The sequence below is a fragment of the Agarilytica rhodophyticola genome, from assembly GCF_002157225.2.
In the GTDB taxonomy this organism is placed as follows: Bacteria; Pseudomonadota; Gammaproteobacteria; order Pseudomonadales; family Cellvibrionaceae; genus Agarilytica; species Agarilytica rhodophyticola.
Genome location: NZ_CP020038.1, coordinates 6,526,446 through 6,549,355 on the forward strand (window position 1 = coordinate 6,526,446; position 22,910 = coordinate 6,549,355).

Here is a 22,910-nt window from a genome sequence, read left to right on the forward strand (position 1 = left end):
CTCCTTTGTAAAAATCTAAATTACTTATTAAAATCTTTTTCTGATATGACACGATAAACATTCTCTTGTGGCAAATAGTCTAGCAAAATAATTCTATCACCACGTGAAAACTCTTCGTGTTTATAAGAACGCACCTTAACGATTAGTCCTGCACCGCCATCCTCTACTGTGGCTTCACCAAACTTATCGTTTACCTTGGAGGTTCTAACAACTCCTAAATGACCAATAATTTCTTTTTGAACTTCTTGATTCGCAGTTTCGAAAAACTTTTTGAAAGGCCTTAATATAAGACCTGTAATATAAGCAGAGAAAAACGAAACAGAAAATAATATAACTACTCCACAAACAAATCTTAAAATCCCTTCTGGGAAAATTTTGAATGTATAATAACAAAGAATAAAACTGGTCAGCCATCCAATTAGTGACATCGAAAAAAGGATAATAGGAGCAGGAATACCTACTAGACCAAGCCTCATCATAAGGCTTGCTAGCACATTTGCATTGGTTAAATTGTCCACATTAAGATTATCGGCCTCGGGAAGATCGAAATTTAGTATATCAAAATCGACTACTCCCAAAACTGCTACCAAACAAAACAAAATACAAAGAACAATTAGTAAAGAGAATATAACAGTGGGAAATGAGAGGAATATATTATAAAAAGGGTCCATATTTTTGCTGTAAAGTATTGCAAACATTGCTTTCCTCCATAATTTCTTAAAGTAAAATGCTTTTCATTACCTAAGCTATAATCATTTTACTAAAATACAGTAATAATAAATAAGTTCACCTAAGACAGATACCATCCACTTATTCTTAGAGAAGAGTTTACAGTGAAGAAGAATAGAACAACAATGATAAGCATAGCGTATTAAGTTAAGTCCTATTACTTAGCTCTTCCCTTTATTATATTCACCCGACTCTTAAAAACTAGTTGATACCCTACGTTTAATTTTTACAGCAGTTCCATAGGCTAGAAGCTCTGCTGCGTTTTGCATCATGGGCGATGTAGTAAAGCGAGCACAAACAATTGCGTCGGCTCCTATACTGCGCGCATCAGCAATCATTCTATCGGTAGCCTGCTCTCGTGACTCGGCAATCATCTTAGTATATTCTAAAACTTCTCCACCCACTAACGTGCGTAGACTAGCTAAAATATCTTTACCTACATGCCGTGCGCGAATAGTATTACCTTTTACCATACCTAGGGTTTCAACGATATCGTATTCAGTAAAATTATCTTGCGTTGTTATTAACATTATTTTTTTACTCCTTTTGAATAAAAATCATCTTCCTTATTTTCTAGCCGTTCCTTAACTACTTTGATAAATAATGTACCAATTCCGATGATGAGAAAGAAGCCAATTAATCCGTGGGGAAACGCAATAATGGAAGCTGTCAACATAACTATCAAATAGATAAGCGCGATAACAGCAAGAAAAGAGTACCCAATTTTTTCATATCTATCCATAAAATTCTCCTCTACGCTTAAGACCACACGCTGAGGTAGGTATTCTCACCCTAGCTTGGCAGCCTGAAATGATTCATCCTTGAACCTGGCAGCATCCTGCATTAGCTCTCCTTACTACATTTCTCCATTAAAAGGACTTTCCTTAAAAATCCCTATCACTTATTAACCGCAAGTTTATCCTTTTACTTTCGGCTCTCATGATGCCTCCTAGCAAACATGCTCATGTCCTTATGCAAAGATTCCTTGTTCCTTAACACCCACTACTTCTTTTTCAAACGTTCAAGTACCTTTTCTGCGCTTGAAGGCCCTGGTGCTATCCCTGCAGCTTTGAGTTTTTCATCCAATGAGTCACTCACATTATCTTTCGATATCTCCTCGGCCGCTTCCATTTGGGCTTGTTTTAATGCTTGTTTTTCTTTTATTCGCTCCAACGAATCCATTGCTGTGCGAAGTTTTGAATTTGTTCCACTATGACGCTCCGCAACGGCTGATTGAGCGCGTAAAACATTTTCTGTCGCTTTAACTGTGTCTATCTGCTGTTTTAATCTCAGTATATTTTGTTCCGCCGTTTTAACTGAACTTCTCAAGCTTTCAGCATTTTTGGCAAATCCCTTTGCTGCATCTTTTTCTGTTGCATGTTGATTCTCCAACTCAGCAACTTTCTGTGCCACTTCTAAAGCAAGAGCTTCGTCTCCTTTTTCTAAAGCTTGGGCGGCATATCCTTCATACTGCTCGATACTCGCTTGTAGCTGTAAACTCTTTTCTTCGGCTAATTTTTGACGGGCCATAATTGCAGCCAGGCCATCCTTAGATTGCTTAAGTTCTTCTGTGGCTTCTCGCACTTCTTGATCAAGAATACGCAATGCTTGTGAATCCACCAGAACTTCACCTGCTTCATTCAGGCCTCCGCGCAATGCTGTTGCCAATTTTGCCCAAATATTCATGTCCTTTATCTCACCTCTGCTTCGTGTGAAGTTAATAAATAATCGCCGTAGGCTTCCGTCGCTTGAATAACATTCGATGCCAAGGCTTCTATTTCAAAAATTACGCTAGGTAAAATTGAAGACGCACTTAACGCACCAAACATTTGATAATATTCTTTACCGTTAGCCAATGTATCCAAACTAATTGTCGACAGAGGGAAGTATTTGTGGGTTCGCAAAACTGCATCATTAAATGCAGCTAAATCTTTTACTTCATCAACAGACCACAACACCGCTTCAACTATGATCTGCTCTCCAGCGACCGTAAGAAAAATAGCCAAATCACCGTAGTCATGCATAACAATGTGAATCGTAGGTTCAGCACCATCGATTAATTCTATTGTTGCACATTCACCATCAAACAAAGGTTCTACTGCCATAACATCGAACAAACTGGAGGTTGTCCATCGTTTCATTTGCGTCATATTTAAAACTCCTTCATCTAACTTAGATTCATCGAAATGACTGCGCAAAAGCTTTTCAAACTTGCTCAACCACTTCGAGTTCGTAGGCAATATCCAAACTTCTTTCTTCACCAGCCCCAGCTCTCTGAGCCGGCGCCGGTATTCTCTCTGGTAATGTGCTGATGATTTCTCTTTCATGGCGCTTACTTTACTCACTTACATGTAACATGTCAAACACTATTACATGTAATTAAAATTTACATTACATGTAACATTGCGCAGCCTTATTTCTGAAGGCTCTATAGAGTAGTTAATACAAACAAACAAGGCTAATCTCAAACATGATAGGTGTTCTAGATGACAAAATTAAGCGCTATGGCTCGTCATCTATTAACATATATAGGTGTAAGTGGATTAAAGAGTATGGCAGGAATGAACCTCACTATAGGGTGAGGCTCATGTTATCGGGATATATTGAGTGCTTTTAGTACACGATTAATTTCGAATAAGTACTCAGCGGATTAATCATTTGCCGCCATGCTTATTGTGGCCTGGCCATTACGGTAGTCCAATATTTAGAATATTGGGCGCCAGCGCCATCGAGTCCTGAGGCACCAATCTCAGTGAATGAAGCGCCCATAATGTTGCCACAGTGCCCAGGGCTGTTCAGCCATGTAGACATAACGGAATCAACACTAGTTTGTCCTGCAGCAATATTTTCTCCAGCATTAGAAAAGTTATAACCGAGATTGGTAATTCGATCGAAGGGGGACAGGCCATCCGAACCTGTGTGGCTAAAGAAGTTATTCGTCACCATGTCTTGATTATGATTTCGTGCCGCTTCTCCAAGTTTACAACTCCATTGCACTGGTGGCGCAGCTGGGTAGAAAGTGCTTCCACAATTACGACCTTGGGCACGCGCAGCATTATGAGCAGCAACTAGCTCTGCCTCTTCAGCTGTGGGCTGACAGCCTCCAGGGCCAGGAGTTGGTGTCGTGGTGGGAACAGGGGTTGTAGTTGGAGTAGGAATTGGAGTCGGAGTTGGATTGCCACCATTATCATAACTTGCCTCTAAACTCATACCAGAAAACGCACTGTACCCAATAATATTAATAAAATATGTACCAGCCTGAGGAGAGCCAAAAGAGCAGGTCTCTTCATTGCCACCAATAAAAGGACGACAATCAAATCTGCGTCGAGTCGGTTCGCGATTAAAACGAACATAAAGGTCGGCATCACCGACACCCCCAGAAGTTTTCACAACAAAATTTGTTGCTCCTGAAGGAATATCAATTTTGAAAATTTGACTAGAATTTCTAGCACCGGATAAATCATTTGCCGGAACACCTGCTGCTAAATCGGTTTGTGCAGATGCACTAAGCGATAGAGCTGCTAGCGAACAGAAACTAAGAATTGACGATAATGAAAAATTACGAGTGTTCAATACATTAAACATTTTTTTTCCTAGAATATGAAGTGAAGCGAAAATAGAAGTGATAGTGCGGCAAAATACTGACATTTAAGAAAACTTAAAACTGTGAGCCTTCACTCATATTAAATAGACTGTCACTCTCGTTGTTATAAAATATTTTTTTAATCTAGATAAAATTTTGTAAAAATATTTTACTTTATTATTGTTACTTATTTTTCTTATTTAGTATTTAGTGATTTTTATTTTCGAAATTAAGTTGAGCTTTAAATTAAAAATAAAAGCGTTTTAAAAAATCATTTAACATATTTCAATATCATAATTAATAGAAATAAAAAATAGCAGTCAATATTTTTTCAAAGCAAATTAAATGCTTTTATTTTTTAACTAAGTATACTCGCACTAGTATGTCGTCCGTTGATAGGTAAATTTCCACTTCAGAAAAACGAACAAAAAACCGTCAATCCACACTATAGTTTACGCTATCAAAAATAAAGGCAATTAATACATATTATCGATATGCTGGTATATAAACCTCGATTCCACTAGACTTTCATCCGCTTTGAAGCAATATTCGTATCCAGCATGGCAATCATTTAGACAGGCGTAACAATAGTGGGATATAAAAACTCATCACATTTTAGTCATGATCAAGCCGACAAGGTTGGTCTAATCATCACCAACTTAGGCACGCCTAAAGCGCCTAAGACAACCGAATTAAGAACTTATTTACGCCAGTTTTTATCAGATCCGAGAGTAGTTGAGTTTCCCCGTCTATTATGGTGGCTTATACTCAATCTTATTATTCTTCGTATTCGCCCCAGCCGCTCTGCGAAGGCTTATCAAAGTGTTTGGACAGAACAGGGTTCACCTCTTGCTATCTATACAGAAAAGCAAGCAAAGGCTTTAGAACAGGCTTTAAAGAAAGAATGGGGTGACACGCTAGTCGTTGACTGGGCTATGCGCTATGGCGAACCTTCTGTCGAGCAATGTATACAAAAAATGATGGAGCGTGGTGTGCGCAAATTGTTGGTGATGCCTCTATACCCTCAATACTCAGGAAGTACCGTTGGTTCGACTTTCGATGCTTTGGCATCTGATTTCACCACGCGCCGCTGGATACCTGAGTTGCGCTTTATTACCCATTATCATGATTTCCCTCCCTATATTGATGCTCTTGCTAATAGTATCAAGGAATACTGGAACGAGCATGGGCGTCCCCAAAAAATTATTTTTTCTTACCATGGGGTGCCACTGCGCTATCTGCACAATGGTGATCCATATCATTGTCAATGCCACAAGACATCCCGGCTACTCGCTGATGCCCTAGAAATCACGAAAGATGAGTATTTAACGACTTTTCAATCACGCTTTGGTCGCGAGCCATGGTTACAGCCTTATACCGATCACACACTAGAGTCCTTACCAGGCAAAGGCATCAAATCTATTCAGGTCGTATGCCCAGGCTTTTCGGCTGATTGCTTAGAGACGATCGAAGAGATTGGGATGGAAAATCGCGATATTTTCATGGAAGCTGGCGGCGAGCAATTCGCTTATATTCCCGCACTAAACGATAGTAAGCACCATATCAACGCCCTTCAAGCCCTTGCTCAAAAACACCTGCAGGGATGGGAACCTCATCAGCAGGATGATATTCCAGCAAGAGCTGAAGCTGCTATGCATCATCCTCATAATCAGAAAACATAAACTCTGTTATAAGCTTGAATAACCTCGGCTTGATCACATTAATTACACAGGCATAGAAGCAGATTGGCAGTTACAGTATACGCTGAGCTTTATTATTTGCGATAATAGCGATTCCGTACCCGATAAATCTTAATGGGTAACAAAGCAGTTATTGGGAGCGTTTGCATAAGTTCGCTCCAAGTTTACTTATTTTGTTGACAAGGACTTTCTTTTGCCTAGAACATCTAAAGCTAAAGCGAAAAAGCCGAGAAATAAAAAGAAGGCTAAACGACGCTTTTCACGGTTTAGTTACAGAGAACTTATTCTCTTAATTATCGGCTTTTGTCTACCTTTTACACTTTATATCTTCTACGTTGATCGTCATGTAGTAGAGCAATTCGAAGGTAAGCGTTTTTCTTTGCCTGCTCGTGTTTATGCCCGTCCTCTTGAGTTGTACGAAGGAAAGTACCTAACTACAAACCAGTTAAAGTTCGAACTAAATCTACTTAATTACGATAAATTAGCACAAGCAAATAATGAAGGCTCCTATTCTCAATCTGGGAATCAGTTTTCACTGTACACACGACCATTTATTTTCTGGGATGGTGAACAAGCCACTAAAAATATCACTTTTCGAATTAGTAATAATAAAATTACGCAGTTAAGAGACGAAAACACAAACGCGGAGCTATCGCTGGTACGTCTCGATCCAATTAAGATTGGAGGAATTTATCCAAATAAAGGAGAAGATAGAGAACTCGTCAGGCTCGACCAAGTGCCCGATCATTTAATTAATGCTCTTATAGCCGTAGAAGACAAACGTTTCTATCAACACCATGGCGTAGATCCAAAAGCGGTTTTACGTGCAATTACTACCCTTTTTTCAGGCAAGCGAATTCAAGGGGGTAGTACCATTACTCAACAGTTGGTTAAGAATTTCTTTTTGACTCAGGAAAGAACCATAAGCCGTAAGCTTAAAGAAATGGTTATGGCATTATTGCTTGAGCTACACTATGAAAAGAATGATATTTTAGAAACCTATTTGAACGAAGTATATTTCGGGCAAGACAAGAATCGGGCAATTCATGGTTTTGGCCTGGCCAGTCAATTCTACTTTTCCCGCCCTATTGAACACCTTGAAATACATCAATCGGCACTCTTGATTGGTCTACTTAAAGGCCCAGCCTACTATAATCCAAGGCGTCACCCTGAGCGAGCGAAAAAACGTCGTAACCTCGTAATTAATGCTCTGGCAGACCAAGACTATATTTCTAAACAACAAGCGATTTATGAGAAAAAGCAAAATATCGCTGTGAGTAAATTGCCAGACACAGGACAATCACTTTACCCTGCATTTTTAGAACTTGTTATTAAGCAATTAAAAAGAGATTACCGGGAGTCAGATTTACGTTCTGAAGGTTTACGTATTTTTACAACGCTCGATCCTTACCAACAAAAGATCAGTGAAGAAGCCATAGTTTTACGTTTGAATCAGCTAGAAAAAGATCGCAACTTGCCAAGTGGACATTTACAAGCGGCAACCATTGTTGCCAATATTTTAGACGGCGAAATCAAAGCAGTAGTAGGTGGAAGAGATACAAATTTTCAGGGCTTCAATCGCGCTTTAGATGCTTCTCGTCAAATTGGTTCGCTGATTAAGCCTGTTATATACCTTACTGCTCTGAATCAAGAGGACGAATATAATCTTGCCACGCCAATAGATGATAGCCCATTCACTTGGAGCGAAAATGGTATCGAAGATTGGCAGCCACAAAATTATGATAAAAAATTCCACGGAGAAGTACCTCTTTGGCTGGCATTAGCAAAATCTTATAATGTTGCTGCAGCTCGCCTTGGTACCCAACTCGGCGTCAAAAAAATCATCAAAATGGCACACCGGCTCGGTGTTCATAAAGAGTTGTCCCCTTATGCATCAAGCTTATTGGGTACTATGGAACTTACTCCATATGAAGTAACTCAGCTCTATCATACCATTGCCAACGGCGGCTTCCGTACACCCTTGCGCGCAATAAGAGAAGTAACAACAATCGAAGGTGAACCTCTAAGCCGTTACCAAATTCAGACCGAGCCTGCGGTATCAAACGAGGCAAATTATCTTCTTATTCGGGCATTGCAGGAGGTAGTAAATAGGGGTACAGGCAGTAGTGTTAAAAATTATATTGGTGATTCTTTAAACGCTGCTGGCAAGACAGGAACAACAGACAATTTAAGAGATAGTTGGTTTGCTGGATTTACCGGAGATAAAGTCGCTGTGGTATGGTTAGGTAATGATGATAATAAAAGCATACAGCTAACAGGTGCCAGTGGCGCGATGACAATTTGGGGGAAAATAATTCAAAATTTATCATCTCAAGCGCTAAGCATTCCTCAGCCTAACAGTGTAAAATACGCGGCGGTAGATAACGACACTGGATTTTTGGCCGTTCGAAATTGCTCCAATACTTTTGAACTACCATTTAACGAATCTTCGCTTCCGAGCGATGGCAATTATTGTAGCGCGAAAACATCAGGTAAAATTAAATCCTGGTTTAAGCGCATTTTTGGTAAAAGATAAAAAACAATGACTATATTTTCTCGTATTTTTTTAAGCTCAAGTATCCTCTTGTTAGCCGCATGTTCGGTTGTTATGCCAGTGGTAGACGAAAGCCCAGCTTCTAACAACCAAGCTGTGGTGAATCTAATACAAGAAGCAAATGATTATCGCGACCGTCAACAATATGTGAATGCAACAGCATCGCTTGAAAGGGCTCTGAGGCTAGAACCCAAGAATCCTCTATTATGGTTCGAAATCGCTAAGATGAGTAAATTAAATAATGATATTAAAACAGCGACCAACATGGCGCTAAGGGCAAAAAGCCTAACCAGTGATGCAATTTTGCGCAGTGTCATCGATACATTTATTGCCAATTTATAAATTAGTGCCTGTTGGCACTAGTTGAAGATAACTTAGTGGTTATCTTTTTTCCTTAAATGCACTAAACATTCAATATGTGGAGTATGAGGGAATTGATCTAAAGGCTGAATTTCTAAGACCTTGTAACGATGGGAGACGAAAGCCTCAATATCACGACTCAGAGTTGCAAGGTCGCAAGAGATATAAAAGATATGCTTGAGCTTTGATTTTTTTGCAAAGATATCACCTTTGACTTTCAAGCCATCACGAGGTGGATCTAATACTAATACTTCTGATTGTTTAGCTTTATTAAGTATCTTTGCAAATTCAGACTCTTTAAATAAATCAGCGGTCATAGTGCGTACCCCTCTGAGTTCTCTTAAAAACAAAGATTCTATAGCTTGACCAGCAGCGTCTGCAGCATAAATGCATTCAAAGTTTTGTTCAGAAATAACTTCAGTAAAATTGCCCGAGCCACAAAATAATTCCAAAACATGACAACCTTTATCCAGAACCGATAGTTTATTGGCCAACCAGTTACGCATATATTGATTTTGTCCATCGTTTGCCTGTTTAAAAGGCAGGCGCTTATTAACACTTATATTTTGTGCGCTGACATCATGATCGATATCCAAAGTTATCCAGGGTTGCTTTCCACGAGGCTGCCAATTTTTATTGGGTAATTGTTCTATCAGCTCTTGAAGGGTATGCTTATTATAGTCGCTCAGCACTTCACAATGTTGAATAGGTACCAAGGTATTACTCTGTGAAGACACATAACCAATGTGTATGCCATCTGTTTTAAATTGAGCACGGTTACGATAGGAAAAAATATTTGAAGAGCCGGCAATAGTTTTTACTTTATCCTGCAGATTTAAACGTGAGAAAACTTTCTCAACGCGTTTTTGTTTTGCATCTAGTTGCGCTGTATAATCTATAAACTGCCACGGACAAGCACCACATTTACCAAGGCTAACGCCATGATGCTGGCATTTTGCATTTATTCTCGAAGGGCTGGCTAACAATATTTCAGTACACTCAGCGAAACCTGTTTTACCTTTAATCCCTTTAATTTTTACAACGACTTTTTCATTTAGCCATACACCGGGAACAAAATATGTTCTCCCATGCGGATGCTTAACAATACCGCGTCCGTCGCTGGCCAAATCTTTCACTATCGCCTCAAAGATCTCTCCGGCTTTCTCGCTTTCTTTTCCAGCCAAAACCACTACCTAGTTTTTAATCGACTATACTGAGCAATTATTTGCTCTTTTTGTTTGCGGGTCATTTGTTTGATTGCATATTCCCGTTTAGATGCCTCTGATCTATTTTCCATAGCCTCAGAGTAAACAAGTTTGACAGGCCGCTTGGCTCGAGTATAACGAGCACCACTTTTTTTTTCATTGTGCTCATGTAAACGGCGATCGATATCTGTAGTAATACCAGCATAAAAACTGGTATCGACACACTCGACAATATAAACAAACCAAGCCATAAATATAAATGCTATGATAACGTCTTAAGCAGCAAACCTTTCTGATACATCGACGCACTTTTCTGATGTTCGCCCAACTGGCCAAACAATGCTCCCAGCTCTGCGTATACCGTTGGGCGCTCTTTAATTTTCAAACTTTGTTCAAAGTAACTCTTGGCTTTTCCCCATAAAGAATTTTTTATACAAAGCTTTCCCAACGAAAAATAAAGACTTGCATCTTCTCCATGTTTTTTTAACCACCCCTCAGCACTAGTTAATTGCGCTTTCCTATCCGTCATATTTAATTTGCCATAGAGCTCAACCAAACCACTATGCCACTGACTTTTTAATGTCTTACTGATGAGTTGGCCTGCTTCATCATCTTTTTTACAACGATGTAATAAGTTAGCGTATAGACCAATTAGCTTTATTTTCTTTTTGATAGGCTTTGGCAACTCTTGCCAAGTAGTATCAAGCGCTTCGCTATTCTTATTACTTTCTTTATTACCATCTTTATCGCTATCAGACTGGTTACTTTCTTTATGGGCACTTGCATCTAATAAAGACATGTAGACATTTTCTTCTAAAATATCAAACTCTTCCAGCTTCAGAGAAGAATGTTTTTTTATCTCCGGCAATATAGTTATTAATGCAGGCCAGTCTTTAAGCTGAATGTAAAGATCGCGTAACAGGTCTAAAGCAACTGGATGGCGCAGTGCCTGCTCGCGCACACTATTTATTGTTGCCAAGGATTTTTCATATTCTTTATCCGAAAAATATATATTTGCCTGGCTTAGCGCTACCGCGAATTCATTGTCAGGAGCATTTTTTTTTGCCTCCTGCAATAAAAAATTGGTTTCTTCACTTAAACCAAGTTGGTAGGCACTTTTTGCCGCTGCGAGATAGTGCACTAGAGGTTTGTCTGTATCTTTGGCGGCACTGACTAGTTCTTTTTTAGCCGCTTGCCAATTACCTTCGACAAAATGTATTAGCCCTGCATAAGTACGGCGCTCTGCTCGCTTACCACGGCTCTCTTTTATCCACGATACGCTTCCAGCAAGAGAACCTATAATTTTTCGTACTCTTTTATAGATTAAAGTAAATATAAAAAGAAAAATAACTAATGCTGTTAAGCCAAACCATAATCTAAACTCCAGCGTCCAATTCCCTAAGCTAATTAACACATAGCTCGGGTATTCGCTAAAGACATACATTAGCGTAGAGCCAATAAAAATAACCAACAAGCTAACAAATAAGAGTAACATTAGCTATCCTCCGTATTCACGGGGGATGATGATGGCTGTTTATCAGAAACATCAAGACCTTTAAGGTTATGTAGGTTTTCAATATATTCATGAAGAAGTTCTAAGGAGCCTTGGATATTGGGTAGCTCAGCCACAACCTCTTTATCTTCGAGCTTGTTGATTTCCTCTCGGAAACTTAAAACCTGAGGCGTCAAATTAAAATACTGTTGTATTAGATTATCAGCTTGCTGCAAACTTTGGCGATAGATGTCCTGTTGCTCACGCAATAATGCCAACTGTGCTCGCTCAAGCATTAATCGTAAATTTTGCTTTAGGTAATGAACATCACTAGGAGCTAGCATGGGCTTTGGTTTACTGCTCTCATCATGATTAGTTATTCGATAGTAGCGATTAAACTGCTTAACAAGATTATTCCAACTTCTTTTAAGTTTCTGTCCAATAGAAAGTTTTTCATCACTTTCTGTTGGCAATGCCTGCGTTATTTGCTCTTTATTTTCTTGCCACTGCGCACGAATAGATAACTTTTCTATTTGCTCAGAAAGAGCAACTAAAGATAGGTAAATACCTTCTGTGTCAATTTTTTTATGTAAACGTAAACTAGCAAGGTCTTTTGCTATTGCGCGGCGTAAACTAAATAGATCTGGATTATCCATATCTCTTAAAATTGCATCGGCTTCGCTTAATAGTGCGTCTGCACCATCTGCGCTGCGTTCAATACGAACACGCTGATTAGCGAGTTTTAACAAATACTGAGCCTCTGCGAGTAACCAATCATCACGCGAGGTATCAGACATAGCACTGAGGCGCTTTGCCTGAGCATTCACCCGTTGTTCTAATTCTTTAATACGTTGCTGACCTTGTGCTAACAAGTCTTGTAAAGCTTTGCTTTCACCTTGATGAGCACGGCTTAGTCGTTCAAGTTTTTTACTGGCAGCTTCAGACTCACTCGCCAATCCATTTTCAAGAGCGGACAGTTCTCTCTGTTGTTGTTCGATAAGCTGCCAACCATAATATCCTCCGGCCAGCATAACACCGGTAATAAACAAGCAAAGGATAAATAAGCTGATTAAACCCCAAGAACGGGTTTTAGGTTTGTGTGCGGTATTTTTTTCTTGATTGGGCTCTATGCTGTCTTTAATAGCGGCAGTTCCTGAACTCTTATCGACTATCTCATCGTCAGGTTTATCCGCAATCTTAGGTAGACTTTGTTCCTGAGCATCCATATTGCCTTGCTCTATTTTGCTGTCATCATTGTCATCTGTCATGAAAGTCTCACTTGGTTACTGACAAGCATTTATCTAAAGCTTGCCACATTGAATCTTCTGTTGCATTAATGGCGGTTTCGACTCGTTTAAAACCTAATTCACCAGCAAGTATTTTGACGCGTTCACTGGGCACTACAATAGTTATTAACTGCCAATTAGGGACTTTTGCCGTAAGCAGTAATTTTTGAATATTAATAAGAGTTTCGCCGCTGAAAATTGTCAGGATATCTCGTTCTGCATTTAATTTATTACGGCTAAGTTCTGCAAGCGCATTTTTTGGCAAACGGCGTTCGTAAAGTTCACAGTGCTGAACTTCGGCACCTCGCGCCTGTAACATATCGAACAATTTAGTGCGGCCACCACAGCCGCGAAAAATGACTATTTTTTTATCTCGAACATTCTGCAGAGCATCCATCTCTAATAGTTCTTCACTGTTCATCCTTGTGTCACCATAATCTACCGCAGCGCAAGAATAAGCATCTAAACGCGCATTAACTGCATCATGAGTTTTCTTACCGACGGACAAACAGATAACATCTTGAGGAAACTGAGGCCAATATTCCTCTATCCAATCAAAGCCATAAGCAACCGCATTTTGGCTAACAAATATGGCAAATGAATACTCATCCAGAGCCATGACAATATCTTTTATCGCTTGCGTCTTATCATTGCCTACTGGGCTAATAGTAAGCATGGGTATGTACAAATGCTGCATTCCTGCAGCCTGTATTTTATTTATCCAACTTTGAGATTGTTGTTGTGGACGGGTTACGACAATGCGTGTATCAGGATGCATTACCATAAACTTTCGCCAATATTTCTCCAGCTCCGGCGTCGAGTAACAGCTTAGCTAGTGAAGCGCCCATTTCTTCGCCATTACTAGGATCATCAGTAAGCTCATTAAAAATGATCTTATCTCCTTCAGGGTCTGCAACTAAGCCGCGCAGCCATAGTTTATCGTCTTTATGGATAGCGTAGCTACCGATAGGCACCTGACATCCCCCTTCTAGTGCTCGGTTCATAGCTCGCTCAGCCAAAACACATTCTGCGGTAGTCTGATGATGCAGGGGCGCTAGCAGCTCACGGGTGCGTGTATCATCGACACGGCACTCGATACCAACTGCACCTTGGCCACCGGCTGGCAGTATTTGTTCTGGACTAAAAAAACTACTGATACGATCGCGCATTTCCAAACGTTTTAAGCCAGCGGAAGCCAAGACAATGGCGTCATATTCCCCAGCATCAAGCTTGGCCAAGCGTGTATTGACATTGCCTCTTAGGAAAGTCACTTCAATGTCGGGCCTCAATGCGAACAGCTGACTTTGGCGGCGCAGACTTGATGTGCCAACAACCCCTCCCTTGGGCAAGCTATCGAGCGTCAAATATTGACTTGAAACCCAGGCGTCTCTTGGGTCTTCACGTTGGCAAATAGTTACCAACCCTAACCCCTCTGGAAATTCCATAGGCACGTCTTTCATTGAATGTACTGCGATATCAGCATCATCGTTTAGCAGGGCATGCTCAAGTTCTTTCACAAACAAACCTTTACCACCTACTTTCGCTAGCGGCACATCAAGAATCTTGTCTCCGCGTGAAGTCATTGGGACTAGCTCAACAACCAGCCCTTCATGAGCCTTCTCAAGCTCAGCTTTAACGAATTCGGCCTGCCACAAAGCAAGTGCGCTTTTTCTTGTTGCTATTCGAAGTTTATTCATTTTTCCCCCAACGTCATATGGTGATGATACCAGACATCTACTAATGAGAAATTGAAATCGTTAAGACTTGTTCAGTAGATGCCATAAAGACCAATTTTTCAGCAGAGCATGATGTAATACACTTAAATCAATGGTTGTAAATTAGCCATGCCACTGATGTTTGTCTACATTTGTGCTCGACTGCCGAATGGATTGGGCAAGATTTTCTCGAATTTTATCCGTGGTCAATAAGAATTATGTATAACAAAGCTCATTTCAAACAGGCGTTGCCAGCCACGGAGATTCTTTAGCTAGATGTTAGGTATTTCGTTCCAATGAAGCCCAATATATGACATCCCTGAAGTCTTTTTTAGCGGCGGTAACAAGACTTTCAAGCTGTGCTAAGTCACCCCCGCTTAGCTGTAAGATGGCAGACCTGGTATTATCTAAGTTATGTTGAGAATACGCCATAACGTGATCAAGCTTAATAGTTGATAGTAAGCTAATAGCGGTATCGCAGTCAGGTCTGGAAAAATCCGATTCTATTTTTTTTAGATGCTCTGCTTTTAGCGGCTCAGTATTCATTATCGAACTTACTTTGACCTAAGATGCGTCGGCATTATTTAAAACCTCTGCCAATAGATCAAAGCCCTCACGCATGTAGCCTCTAATCTCTTCATCTTCGATGTCATTAGTGTCATCTGCTTCCATTTGAATAATACTTCCGATTTCTTTTAACTCATCATTGAGAGGCTCAGATTGTGCGCCATGAGCAATGATAATCTCTGTCAGAGATTCTGGAACGTAATCTTCCATATGTGGAGGCGGGCCATCTTGCAAATATTTTTTGCAGCGTTCAGCTAATGTTAAATCTCTTTGATTTACCGTTTCTTTATCCATAACAAAACTCCTTAAGACGTTCTTTACAAAGAGCTCACCACTGACTTAACTGTACTTAAATGGCGACGACTCACCATAGGACGAAAATCTGTATTCTTCAGAACAACTTCAAAGTGCCCTGCATTAGTGCGCTCAAGTCCTACAATACAATCAATGGAAATTAAAGCATTACGATGAACACGTAAGAAACCCGAGGCCAACTCATTCTCTAGCTCTTTTAACGTATCATCAATTAATGTCTCTCCATTGCAATGCATCACTGTGACATATTTCTGATCGGCAATAAAACAGTAAATATCTTCAATAGCAATTAACTCAATACCTTTGCGAGTCTTTGCTGAAATATGCTTACGCTTAATTGTTGTATCAATTGAGCCACTTAATACGGCTCGCTGTAATTTATTTACACGCTGTGCTTTTTGTAAAATTTCACTTAATTGCTCTTCATGGACAGGTTTAACAATGTAGCCTACCGCCTGAGCATCAATGGCTTGCAATGCATATTCGTCATATGCTGTACAAAAAATAATAGCAGGAGGTTCGTCGAGCTCAGCAATGGATCGTGCTGCTTCGACCCCATCAACTCCAGGCATTTTCACGTCCATAAAAACAATATCGGGATCAAGACTTTCCACCGCGGACAAGGCTTGCTCACCATTTTCAGCTTCACTGACAACATCGTATCCTAGTTTTGCTAGTAATTTTATCAAACGTTGCCTTGCAAGAACCTCATCATCAACAATTAATATATGCATAAGTTATACGTTCTTTTATCTAAGTTAAATCTTTTACAGGGTAAGCAAGCTGCACAGAAAATTTTTCATTCTCTTGGTTCAATTCTAGTGTCGCCTGATCACCAAAGTGCGCGTCCAAACGGTGACGAATATTTTCCAAAGCCATACCATTACTATTTTTTCCCGTTGTGTGGTTTGCTACAGGAGAGGGGTTGAGAATACCGACTCTTACTTCGCTTGCTGTCGCGACAATTTTTACACTGACAACCCCTCCATTCGGTAGTGGTTGAATACCGTGATAGATCGCATTTTCAATCAGTGGCTGTAGTAGCAAACTGGGAATAGATGCTTGAATCTCTTGTATATCTATTTCCCAATCAACCACTAGGCGCTTACCTAAACGAGTTTGCTCTATCGAAACAAATTGTTGGCATAGCTTTATTTCTTCTTCTAACGGGACAATGGTGGGTTCATTTAGACTAGCTCGGAATAACTGAGAAAGGTCAATAACCATTTTCTCTGCCGCTTTCGGATCAATGTCGATGAGGCTGGCAATACTATTCATGCTGTTGAATAAGAAATGCGGCCTTATACGCGATTGTAATGCTTGAATACGAGAACGCAGTTCAACTTGCTCTCTATTCTGTAACTGCTGTTGCAGATAAAAATAGCGTAGAACAACACCGGCAAAAATTGCAGCGATGATTAGGTTCTCAGCAATAGCGCTGTTGTCTCGTATTTGCTGGCCGTGCATTAACCACAACCCGGCACTTGTAAAAATCAGTGTCATCAACAGTACAAGACCGTAGCTGATGCTACCTGCGACTATACCATTTTGCTTGCCCAGCCATGATCTTAGAGGACATAAGCAGGCGGCACTAGAAAGAATAATCCACTGCACGAGAAACGAGACCGAGCCAAAATACACCCAGTTAAAACTAAAGATGCCATGTTTAATCACGACAAAGGCAAAAGACAGCAGTTCACCGACTAAAATCAAAGCAAAGACCGCTTGAACAGTACATAGATCCGGCAGAAAATCACCTTCAGCAGATGTATTTTTGACTAGCTTTAAAATAATCTTTCCCCTAAGTCTTCACAAACCTACAGTTTTTAGGATAATTCAATCTCTTAATTAGCAATACGCCCATTTAACATACAAAGTAGCAGATACTATGAGTCAGAAAGAAATTCCTTCTAAACCTTGGGGTGGCCGTTTTAGCGAAGCCACAGATGCATTTGTCGAACGTTTCACCGCATCTATATCTTTCGATCAGCGCATGTATCGCCAAGATATCACCGGTTCTATTGCCCATGCCACCATGCTTGCCGATGTTGGCGTGCTAAATGCCAAAGAGCGAGACAGCATTATAGACGGCTTGCAAAGCATCCAAAGAGATATTGAAAGCGGCAATTTTAATTGGTCAGTAACACTTGAAGATGTACATATGAACATCGAGGCTAAACTGACTGAGCGCATTGGTATCACAGGTAAAAAACTTCATACAGGACGATCTCGCAATGACCAAGTAGCGACCGATATCCGGCTCTATTTGCGCGATGAAATAGACCTTATAAGTGCCGAACTGAAACGCCTACAAGAGGGGTTATTGACCCTGGCCGAAACCAATGCCGATACTATTATGCCTGGTTTCACTCATCTACAAACAGCGCAACCGATTACTTTTGGTCATCATTTACTGGCTTGGTTTGAAATGCTAAATCGCGACTATGGCCGCTTACAAGATTGCCGAAAGCGCTTAAATCTGTGCCCACTTGGCGCTGCAGCCTTGGCGGGAACCACCTACCCTATCAATCGTGAGCAAACTGCAGAATTACTCGGTTTCGATGCACCGACACAGAATTCCCTTGACTCAGTTAGCGATCGCGATTTTGCTATTGAGTTTAGCGCTTTTGCCTCTTTATTAATGACTCACTTGTCTCGAGCCAGTGAGGAGCTAGTACTGTGGACTTCTGCCCAATTTAACTTTGTGCAATTGCCAGATCGTTTTTGCACAGGCTCTTCGATTATGCCGCAAAAGAAAAACCCCGATGTTCCAGAGTTAGTTAGGGGAAAAACCGGACGCGTTAACGGCCATTTGATTTCTCTACTAACACTGATGAAATCTCAACCCCTCGCTTACAACAAAGATAATCAGGAAGATAAAGAGCCGTTATTCGATTCCATCGATACGGTAAAAGACTGTTTGCGCGCTTTCGCTGATATGGTGCCAGCGATTAAAGCGAATAAAGAACAAATGTACGAAGCGGCCAAAAGAGGTTTTTCTACCGCAACGGATCTTGCAGATTATCTAGTTCGCAAAGGCATTCCTTTTCGTGATTCTCATGAAATTGTCGGTCTATCTGTCGCTTATGGAATCGATAACAATAAAGATTTATCGGAAATGAGCCTCGATGAGCTAAAACAATTTAGCGATAGTATCGAACAAGACGTATTTGATGTGCTCACTCTGGAAGGGTCTGTAAGCGCTAGAAATCATCTTGGTGGAACAGCGCCGGTACAAGTAAAAGCAGCAGTGGCTAGAGCAAGAGAAGCACTTGAGGCCTAAGCAGATTCGTTAACTTGTTATATAAACCGGGAGCAATTGCACTCCCGGTCAAATGGATCGAATATCTATACAATATGGGTTAGAGGTCATCAATATCGTAATCAACGATAACGGGAAGGTGGCTGGAAAAAGTCTTAGTTTTGTACATGGCTGCGTTTTCAACTCTGCGCTTTAAGGACTCAGAGACAATCTGATAATCGATACGAATACCATCACCTTCGCCAACGGTTCCAGAGGGCCACCACGAATATTCGCCGGCATCAGAAACGGCTAGACGAAAAGCGTCTGAATAGCCAAGTTGGTTGAACAATTGATTCATCCACTGTTGCTCATGGCCAAGAAATCCAGACTGATTATGATTGTCTTGCCAGTTTTCAACATCTCGTTTGGTGTGAGCCATTGCCCAGTTCCCGCAGAAAATAAAACTGCGGCGCTTACGTGTAATTTTGTGTAGCAGCGCTTGAAAGTCATCAAAAAACTTAATTTTGACTTCCTGCGATTCATTCGGTGCAAATGCGCTCGGGGCCAAAAAAGAGCCTATAGAATAGCGCTCAAAATCAATTTGCAGATAGCGACCTTCCATATCGACACCACTGGAAAAGCCGAGACCATATATAAGCGCTTTAGGTTGATGACGTGTGTATATCGCTACACCATTATAGTGCTTCACCCCAGAATCAAAAAAATACGCAAAGTAATCTTTTGGATGAAATATCTCATGGTCTAATTCATATTCAAGCGCCCGCAGATCTTGCAAGCATATGATGTCAGCATCTTGTTCTGCCAACCAATCATACAACCCCCGCTGCGCAGCTTGATGAATACCATCGACGCACAGACTTATTATTCTCATATTAACCCCTTGTTATAGCATTTAGCTATGATACCCATTATTGCGCCATATTGTTAGCACACTCCGTGCCGCGAGAAAGTATATGGAGCTATTATTCTTTGTATGTGACGAATAATGGAGATTTTTTTATAATAGACGTTTTTTACAACCCAAGTGCACTCATCTTTTTGTATTCATTCCAATTTCAAGGTTTTTATATGCATTCTTATCAGTCAGAGTTTATTCAAATGGCGATTGAGGCTAAAGCTTTATCGTTTGGCGAATTTACTCTCAAGTCCGGCCGCGTCAGTCCATACTTTTTCAACGCAGGGAAATTCCAAACTGGGGCATGCGTATCAAAACTAGGGCAATTTTATGCACAAGCACTCGTGGAATCCGGAGTAAAATTTGATATGCTATTTGGCCCGGCTTACAAGGGCATTCCCCTAGCAGCACTGACAGTCGCTGCCTTGGCTGATAGACATGGTTTGGATCTTCCCTATTGCTATAATCGCAAAGAAATAAAGGATCACGGTGAAGGCGGTCAACTTGTGGGCGCATCGCTTGCAGGTAAAGTTGTTATTGTTGATGATGTTATTACAGCCGGCACAGCAGTTAGAGAAGTGTTGACAACTATTGCACAAAATAATGCTGAACCTGCAGCTATTATAATTGGTCTAAACCGCCAAGAACGTGGCAAAAGCAACAAATCTGCAATCGATGAGCTGCAAGATGAAACGGGAGTGCCAGTTATTAGCATTATCGAATTGTCGCATATTATGAAATTCCTAGAGAATAAAGGCGACGAAGCCACTTTGCAACGCGTGGCTGAATATCGTCAGAAATACGGCAGCACTTAGGAGGGCTTGTGCAAAAAGCACTAACCAAGATGTTTAGTTATAGCACCTTAACACTGTGTTTGGTGTCTCCTAAACTTTTGGCTCAGGAAAATTATTTATATCGTTATGTAAATAAGGATGGGGTCAAAGTTCTCGATCACAGCATCCCACCTGAGTATGCACAAAAAGGGTATGAGGTTTTGAGTGCAAGTGGTCAGCTGATCAAAAAAGTCCCTGCAGCTCCAACCGGTAGTGAGCTAGATAAAGAGAAGTCTGAAAAAGCCTTATTAGAAAGATATGCGATCTTGCTAAGACGCTACAGTACGATTGGCGACATAGAAAGAGCTAAGATGCGTCGATTAGAAGATATCAGCACGAATATCTTAATTCTCAGAGGTAATATCACCAGTATCAATCTTCGTATTGATGAGCTGATGACAAAAGCCGCTAAAATCGAGCGCTCAGGGCGCGAAGTTCCGGCTCAGCTTTTAGTACAGTTATCAGATATTAGAGCTGAGCTCTCTGTTGCTCAGGGAAGATTAGATACGCGATTGCGAGAGCACGAAGAAGTATCAAGTCGCTACGAACAGGATGCTGTCACTTTTACTAAGGGCAGTAAGTTGTTGCAGTCCAATACTCAATTAAACTAATACAGATTGTTTTCTATCGACGTTCATCATACTCGATAACTGCAGTCCATAGGCTTGCGAAAAAGCATACTAGTAGCCAAATAACTTAATACTTAATAAGGAATGCTCATTAAAAAGTGCCCATATATAGCGTTGTATATCTAGCATCCATACAGCGATATTGGGCTTCTTTTAGGCGGTCTCAACTAAAAAGCCTTTGATGAAATACGGCCACTGTTCTTTCCAAGCCGTTGTAGGCTGAATTCGGAACTCACTTCTTACAAACTGCGCGACCTTACCATCCACCATTGCCATCATCATATTGACGGTTGCCGCAATGGATAAACCAAAATGCAAGTTCTCTCGCAGCTCAGCTTCGCGTAAGATCTGCTTCAATTGTGTTTCCACACGATCAAACAATTGGGCTACACGCTGACGTAATCGGTCAGTTTCACCCGCTAATGCGTCACCAGTTAAAATTCTTGTCATCCCCGGATTCTTCTCTGAGAAGGCTAACATCAAGTAAAGAATCTTTTCACAGCGACCAAATACATCATCTTCTTCAGACAAAATTATTGTAATGCGGGAAAAAATTGTTTCCTCAATAAACTCTATCAAACCTTCAAACATTTTCGATTTACTTGGAAAATGTCGATAAAGAGCAGCTTCAGACACACCGACCTGCTTTGCCAAAGCAGCAGTTGTTATACGCGCGCCAGGACTTGCCTCTAACATTGATGCTAGAGATTCAAGAATTTGTTGGCGACGTGATTTTTTATTCTGCATTGCCATAATTGTTCACTTAACCCTTAAGTTCGGCCTATTTTATTGTTGTGTTCGGTCGTTACCCTAATGGCAGTCTACACGATACCTACTTTCAAAGTGACAAAATTAGGCAAGTGCGCGCGCTGTTTAGTTTTTACTGGGCGTATTCGTAATTAAGGTTCCCACACCTTGATCAGTAAATATTTCCAGTAATACTGCATGTGGAACACGGCCATCAATAATATGCGCAGTGCTAACTCCTGCCTTTACTGCATCTAATGCACAGGTAATCTTGGGTAACATTCCGCCGTAAATTGTTCCATTTGCAATTAACTCATCCACTAACTCGGTACTTAGGCCAGTCAACACTTCACCCTGTTTATTTTGTAAGCCGTTGACGTTAGTTAATAGGATGAGTTTTTCTGCCTGCAAAACTTCAGCCACTTTTCCCGCTACAAGGTCCGCATTTATATTATAGGATGATCCATCCTCTCCCACGCCTATAGGAGCTATCACTGGAATAAAATCACTCGCCACTAAAACATCGATAACAGAACGATTAATACGCTCGACTTCCCCCACGTGGCCGATGTCAATAATTTCCGTAGCTGTCATTTCTGGGGATTTACGCGACACCTCTAATTTCTTCGCTTGGATAAGGTTGCCGTCCTTGCCCGTAATGCCAATAGCTTGCCCGCCATTGCTATTAATCAAGCCAACGATTTGCTTGTTGACTGTTGCTCCAAGTACCATCTCAACAACGTCCATAGTGGCGCTATCGGTGACACGCATGCCGTCAACAAAATGAGACTCAATATTTAACTTGCTTAATAGGCCTCCGATTTGAGGGCCGCCACCATGAACAACTATAGGGTTCATACCAACGAGTTTCATAAGAACAATATCGCGAGCAAAGTCATTTTGTAATGCTTCATCGGTCATAGCATTACCACCAAATTTGACAACTACAGTCTTTTCTTGGAAATGCCGAATATAAGGTAAAGCTTCGGTTAATACTTGTGCGACATTCAGCGCTTTTTCTTTAGATTGCATAAA

25 protein-coding genes are annotated in these 22,910 nt (G+C 40.7%); 6 read left to right on the forward strand and 19 right to left on the reverse strand.

Going from position 1 to position 22,910, the window contains the following annotated elements; all coding sequences use genetic code 11:
• Positions 1 to 20: 20 nt before the first annotated feature.
• The 6 genes from BVC89_RS26950 to BVC89_RS26975 all read right to left on the reverse strand — a co-directional run bounded on the left by BVC89_RS26950 (position 21) and on the right by BVC89_RS26975 (position 4,314).
• On the reverse strand, positions 21 to 698 hold the full coding sequence (locus tag BVC89_RS26950; protein WP_086934185.1) for a DUF1449 domain-containing protein: 678 nt from the start codon (positions 696 to 698) through the stop codon (positions 21 to 23).
• 225 nt (positions 699 to 923) lie between these two features.
• Entirely contained in the window at positions 924 to 1,259 is a 336-nt protein-coding gene (locus BVC89_RS26955; protein WP_086934186.1) for a YbjQ family protein, read from the reverse strand.
• Positions 1,259 to 1,471, reverse strand: coding sequence for a hypothetical protein (locus BVC89_RS26960; RefSeq protein WP_086934187.1), 213 nt, complete (start codon positions 1,469 to 1,471; stop codon positions 1,259 to 1,261). The genes BVC89_RS26955 and BVC89_RS26960 overlap by 1 nt, the downstream gene beginning before the upstream one ends.
• 260 nt (positions 1,472 to 1,731) lie before the next feature.
• Positions 1,732 to 2,415, reverse strand: a complete 684-nt coding sequence (locus BVC89_RS26965) for a PspA/IM30 family protein (protein ID WP_086934188.1) — start codon at positions 2,413 to 2,415, stop codon at positions 1,732 to 1,734.
• Between the two features lie 5 nt (positions 2,416 to 2,420).
• The gene (locus tag BVC89_RS26970; RefSeq protein WP_086934189.1) at positions 2,421 to 3,056 is read right to left on the reverse strand and encodes a YjfI family protein; all 636 of its coding nucleotides are present in this window, start codon (positions 3,054 to 3,056) and stop codon (positions 2,421 to 2,423) included.
• A gap of 343 nt (positions 3,057 to 3,399) precedes the next feature.
• Positions 3,400 to 4,314: a CAP domain-containing protein gene (locus BVC89_RS26975; protein WP_158658151.1), complete on the reverse strand. Its 915-nt coding sequence runs from the start codon at positions 4,312 to 4,314 to the stop codon at positions 3,400 to 3,402.
• Between the two features lie 588 nt (positions 4,315 to 4,902).
• On the opposite strand from BVC89_RS26975, the gene hemH reads away from it, so the two are divergent.
• The 3 genes from hemH (at position 4,903) to BVC89_RS26990 (ending at position 8,908) form a co-directional block, all read left to right on the forward strand.
• The gene (gene hemH, locus BVC89_RS26980; RefSeq protein ID WP_086934191.1) at positions 4,903 to 5,994 is read left to right on the forward strand and encodes a ferrochelatase; all 1,092 of its coding nucleotides are present in this window, start codon (positions 4,903 to 4,905) and stop codon (positions 5,992 to 5,994) included.
• 211 nt (positions 5,995 to 6,205) lie between these two features.
• On the forward strand, positions 6,206 to 8,548 hold the full coding sequence (gene mrcB, locus BVC89_RS26985; RefSeq protein ID WP_086934192.1) for a penicillin-binding protein 1B: 2,343 nt from the start codon (positions 6,206 to 6,208) through the stop codon (positions 8,546 to 8,548).
• 6 nt (positions 8,549 to 8,554) lie between these two features.
• Positions 8,555 to 8,908, forward strand: a complete 354-nt coding sequence (locus tag BVC89_RS26990) for a hypothetical protein (protein WP_086934193.1) — start codon at positions 8,555 to 8,557, stop codon at positions 8,906 to 8,908.
• 32 nt (positions 8,909 to 8,940) lie between these two features.
• Here the strand turns inward: BVC89_RS26990 and BVC89_RS26995 are convergent, their stop codons facing one another.
• The 10 genes from BVC89_RS26995 to BVC89_RS27040 all read right to left on the reverse strand — a co-directional run bounded on the left by BVC89_RS26995 (position 8,941) and on the right by BVC89_RS27040 (position 17,219).
• Positions 8,941 to 10,110, reverse strand: coding sequence for a class I SAM-dependent RNA methyltransferase (locus BVC89_RS26995; protein WP_103654317.1), 1,170 nt, complete (start codon positions 10,108 to 10,110; stop codon positions 8,941 to 8,943).
• A 5-nt stretch (positions 10,111 to 10,115) separates the two neighbouring features.
• Positions 10,116 to 10,382, reverse strand: coding sequence for a GIY-YIG nuclease family protein (locus BVC89_RS27000; RefSeq protein WP_086934195.1), 267 nt, complete (start codon positions 10,380 to 10,382; stop codon positions 10,116 to 10,118).
• A gap of 11 nt (positions 10,383 to 10,393) precedes the next feature.
• The gene (locus BVC89_RS27005; RefSeq protein WP_086934196.1) at positions 10,394 to 11,626 is read right to left on the reverse strand and encodes a heme biosynthesis HemY N-terminal domain-containing protein; all 1,233 of its coding nucleotides are present in this window, start codon (positions 11,624 to 11,626) and stop codon (positions 10,394 to 10,396) included.
• Positions 11,626 to 12,891: a uroporphyrinogen-III C-methyltransferase gene (locus BVC89_RS27010; protein WP_086934197.1), complete on the reverse strand. Its 1,266-nt coding sequence runs from the start codon at positions 12,889 to 12,891 to the stop codon at positions 11,626 to 11,628. The genes BVC89_RS27005 and BVC89_RS27010 overlap by 1 nt, the downstream gene beginning before the upstream one ends.
• A 7-nt stretch (positions 12,892 to 12,898) precedes the next feature.
• Positions 12,899 to 13,693: a uroporphyrinogen-III synthase gene (locus BVC89_RS27015; RefSeq protein WP_086934198.1), complete on the reverse strand. Its 795-nt coding sequence runs from the start codon at positions 13,691 to 13,693 to the stop codon at positions 12,899 to 12,901.
• Complete coding sequence (hemC, locus tag BVC89_RS27020) at positions 13,677 to 14,606, reverse strand: hydroxymethylbilane synthase (protein WP_086934199.1); 930 nt, start codon at positions 14,604 to 14,606, stop codon at positions 13,677 to 13,679. Before hemC ends, BVC89_RS27015 begins: the two co-directional genes overlap by 17 nt.
• Positions 14,607 to 14,903: 297 nt before the next feature.
• A complete protein-coding gene (locus BVC89_RS27025; RefSeq protein ID WP_086934200.1) occupies positions 14,904 to 15,170 on the reverse strand; it encodes a hypothetical protein in 267 nt (88 codons plus the stop codon).
• Positions 15,171 to 15,188: 18 nt separating this feature from the next.
• Positions 15,189 to 15,485 (reverse strand): hypothetical protein, encoded by a 297-nt coding sequence (locus BVC89_RS27030; RefSeq protein ID WP_086934201.1) that lies wholly within the window; start codon positions 15,483 to 15,485, stop codon positions 15,189 to 15,191.
• A 23-nt stretch (positions 15,486 to 15,508) separates the two neighbouring features.
• A complete protein-coding gene (locus BVC89_RS27035) occupies positions 15,509 to 16,240 on the reverse strand; it encodes a LytR/AlgR family response regulator transcription factor (RefSeq protein WP_086934202.1) in 732 nt (243 codons plus the stop codon).
• A 19-nt stretch (positions 16,241 to 16,259) separates the two neighbouring features.
• Positions 16,260 to 17,219 carry a sensor histidine kinase gene (locus BVC89_RS27040; protein ID WP_245929250.1) on the reverse strand — a complete coding sequence of 320 codons (960 nt, stop codon included), beginning with the start codon at positions 17,217 to 17,219 and terminating at the stop codon, positions 16,260 to 16,262.
• A gap of 175 nt (positions 17,220 to 17,394) precedes the next feature.
• Here BVC89_RS27040 and argH point away from each other — a divergent pair, with 175 nt between their 5' ends.
• The gene (gene argH, locus BVC89_RS27045; RefSeq protein WP_086934204.1) at positions 17,395 to 18,789 is read left to right on the forward strand and encodes an argininosuccinate lyase; all 1,395 of its coding nucleotides are present in this window, start codon (positions 17,395 to 17,397) and stop codon (positions 18,787 to 18,789) included.
• A gap of 79 nt (positions 18,790 to 18,868) precedes the next feature.
• Here the strand turns inward: argH and BVC89_RS27050 are convergent, their stop codons facing one another.
• A complete protein-coding gene (locus tag BVC89_RS27050) occupies positions 18,869 to 19,642 on the reverse strand; it encodes an exodeoxyribonuclease III (RefSeq protein ID WP_086934205.1) in 774 nt (257 codons plus the stop codon).
• 197 nt (positions 19,643 to 19,839) lie between these two features.
• On the opposite strand from BVC89_RS27050, the gene pyrE reads away from it, so the two are divergent.
• Together pyrE and BVC89_RS27060 are read left to right on the forward strand one after the other, a co-directional pair.
• The gene (pyrE, locus tag BVC89_RS27055) at positions 19,840 to 20,481 is read left to right on the forward strand and encodes an orotate phosphoribosyltransferase (protein WP_086934206.1); all 642 of its coding nucleotides are present in this window, start codon (positions 19,840 to 19,842) and stop codon (positions 20,479 to 20,481) included.
• An 8-nt stretch (positions 20,482 to 20,489) separates the two neighbouring features.
• Positions 20,490 to 21,110, forward strand: a complete 621-nt coding sequence (locus BVC89_RS27060) for a hypothetical protein (RefSeq protein ID WP_086934207.1) — start codon at positions 20,490 to 20,492, stop codon at positions 21,108 to 21,110.
• 171 nt (positions 21,111 to 21,281) lie between these two features.
• Here BVC89_RS27060 and slmA read toward each other — a convergent pair whose 3' ends face one another.
• Both slmA and argB read right to left on the reverse strand, forming a co-directional pair.
• The gene (slmA, locus tag BVC89_RS27065; RefSeq protein WP_086934208.1) at positions 21,282 to 21,881 is read right to left on the reverse strand and encodes a nucleoid occlusion factor SlmA; all 600 of its coding nucleotides are present in this window, start codon (positions 21,879 to 21,881) and stop codon (positions 21,282 to 21,284) included.
• Positions 21,882 to 22,001: 120 nt separating this feature from the next.
• Positions 22,002 to 22,907, reverse strand: coding sequence for an acetylglutamate kinase (argB, locus tag BVC89_RS27070; protein ID WP_086934209.1), 906 nt, complete (start codon positions 22,905 to 22,907; stop codon positions 22,002 to 22,004).
• Positions 22,908 to 22,910 lie beyond the last annotated feature (3 nt).

Excerpts from the sequence above, each read along its gene's own strand:
- BVC89_RS26975 (WP_158658151.1), bottom strand. The coding sequence starts at position 4,314 with ATGTTTAATGTATTGAACACTCGTAATTTTTCATTATCGTCAATTCTT.
- pyrE (WP_086934206.1), top strand. The coding sequence starts at position 19,840 with ATGCATTCTTATCAGTCAGAGTTTATTCAAATGGCGATTGAGGCTAAA.
- BVC89_RS26955 (WP_086934186.1), bottom strand. The coding sequence starts at position 1,259 with ATGTTAATAACAACGCAAGATAATTTTACTGAATACGATATCGTTGAA.
- argH (WP_086934204.1), top strand. The coding sequence starts at position 17,395 with ATGAGTCAGAAAGAAATTCCTTCTAAACCTTGGGGTGGCCGTTTTAGC.
- BVC89_RS27000 (WP_086934195.1), bottom strand. The coding sequence starts at position 10,382 with ATGGCTTGGTTTGTTTATATTGTCGAGTGTGTCGATACCAGTTTTTAT.
- BVC89_RS27005 (WP_086934196.1), bottom strand. The coding sequence starts at position 11,626 with ATGTTACTCTTATTTGTTAGCTTGTTGGTTATTTTTATTGGCTCTACG.
- BVC89_RS26970 (WP_086934189.1), bottom strand. The coding sequence starts at position 3,056 with ATGAAAGAGAAATCATCAGCACATTACCAGAGAGAATACCGGCGCCGG.
- BVC89_RS27035 (WP_086934202.1), bottom strand. The coding sequence starts at position 16,240 with ATGCATATATTAATTGTTGATGATGAGGTTCTTGCAAGGCAACGTTTG.
- BVC89_RS27050 (WP_086934205.1), bottom strand. The coding sequence starts at position 19,642 with ATGAGAATAATAAGTCTGTGCGTCGATGGTATTCATCAAGCTGCGCAG.
- BVC89_RS26965 (WP_086934188.1), bottom strand. The coding sequence starts at position 2,415 with ATGAATATTTGGGCAAAATTGGCAACAGCATTGCGCGGAGGCCTGAAT.
- BVC89_RS27015 (WP_086934198.1), bottom strand. The coding sequence starts at position 13,693 with ATGGTAATGCATCCTGATACACGCATTGTCGTAACCCGTCCACAACAA.
- BVC89_RS26960 (WP_086934187.1), bottom strand. The coding sequence starts at position 1,471 with ATGGATAGATATGAAAAAATTGGGTACTCTTTTCTTGCTGTTATCGCG.
- BVC89_RS26950 (WP_086934185.1), bottom strand. The coding sequence starts at position 698 with ATGTTTGCAATACTTTACAGCAAAAATATGGACCCTTTTTATAATATA.
- BVC89_RS27030 (WP_086934201.1), bottom strand. The coding sequence starts at position 15,485 with ATGGATAAAGAAACGGTAAATCAAAGAGATTTAACATTAGCTGAACGC.
- slmA (WP_086934208.1), bottom strand. The coding sequence starts at position 21,881 with ATGGCAATGCAGAATAAAAAATCACGTCGCCAACAAATTCTTGAATCT.
- BVC89_RS27025 (WP_086934200.1), bottom strand. The coding sequence starts at position 15,170 with ATGAATACTGAGCCGCTAAAAGCAGAGCATCTAAAAAAAATAGAATCG.
- hemC (WP_086934199.1), bottom strand. The coding sequence starts at position 14,606 with ATGAATAAACTTCGAATAGCAACAAGAAAAAGCGCACTTGCTTTGTGG.
- BVC89_RS27010 (WP_086934197.1), bottom strand. The coding sequence starts at position 12,891 with ATGACAGATGACAATGATGACAGCAAAATAGAGCAAGGCAATATGGAT.
- argB (WP_086934209.1), bottom strand. The coding sequence starts at position 22,907 with ATGCAATCTAAAGAAAAAGCGCTGAATGTCGCACAAGTATTAACCGAA.
- BVC89_RS26990 (WP_086934193.1), top strand. The coding sequence starts at position 8,555 with ATGACTATATTTTCTCGTATTTTTTTAAGCTCAAGTATCCTCTTGTTA.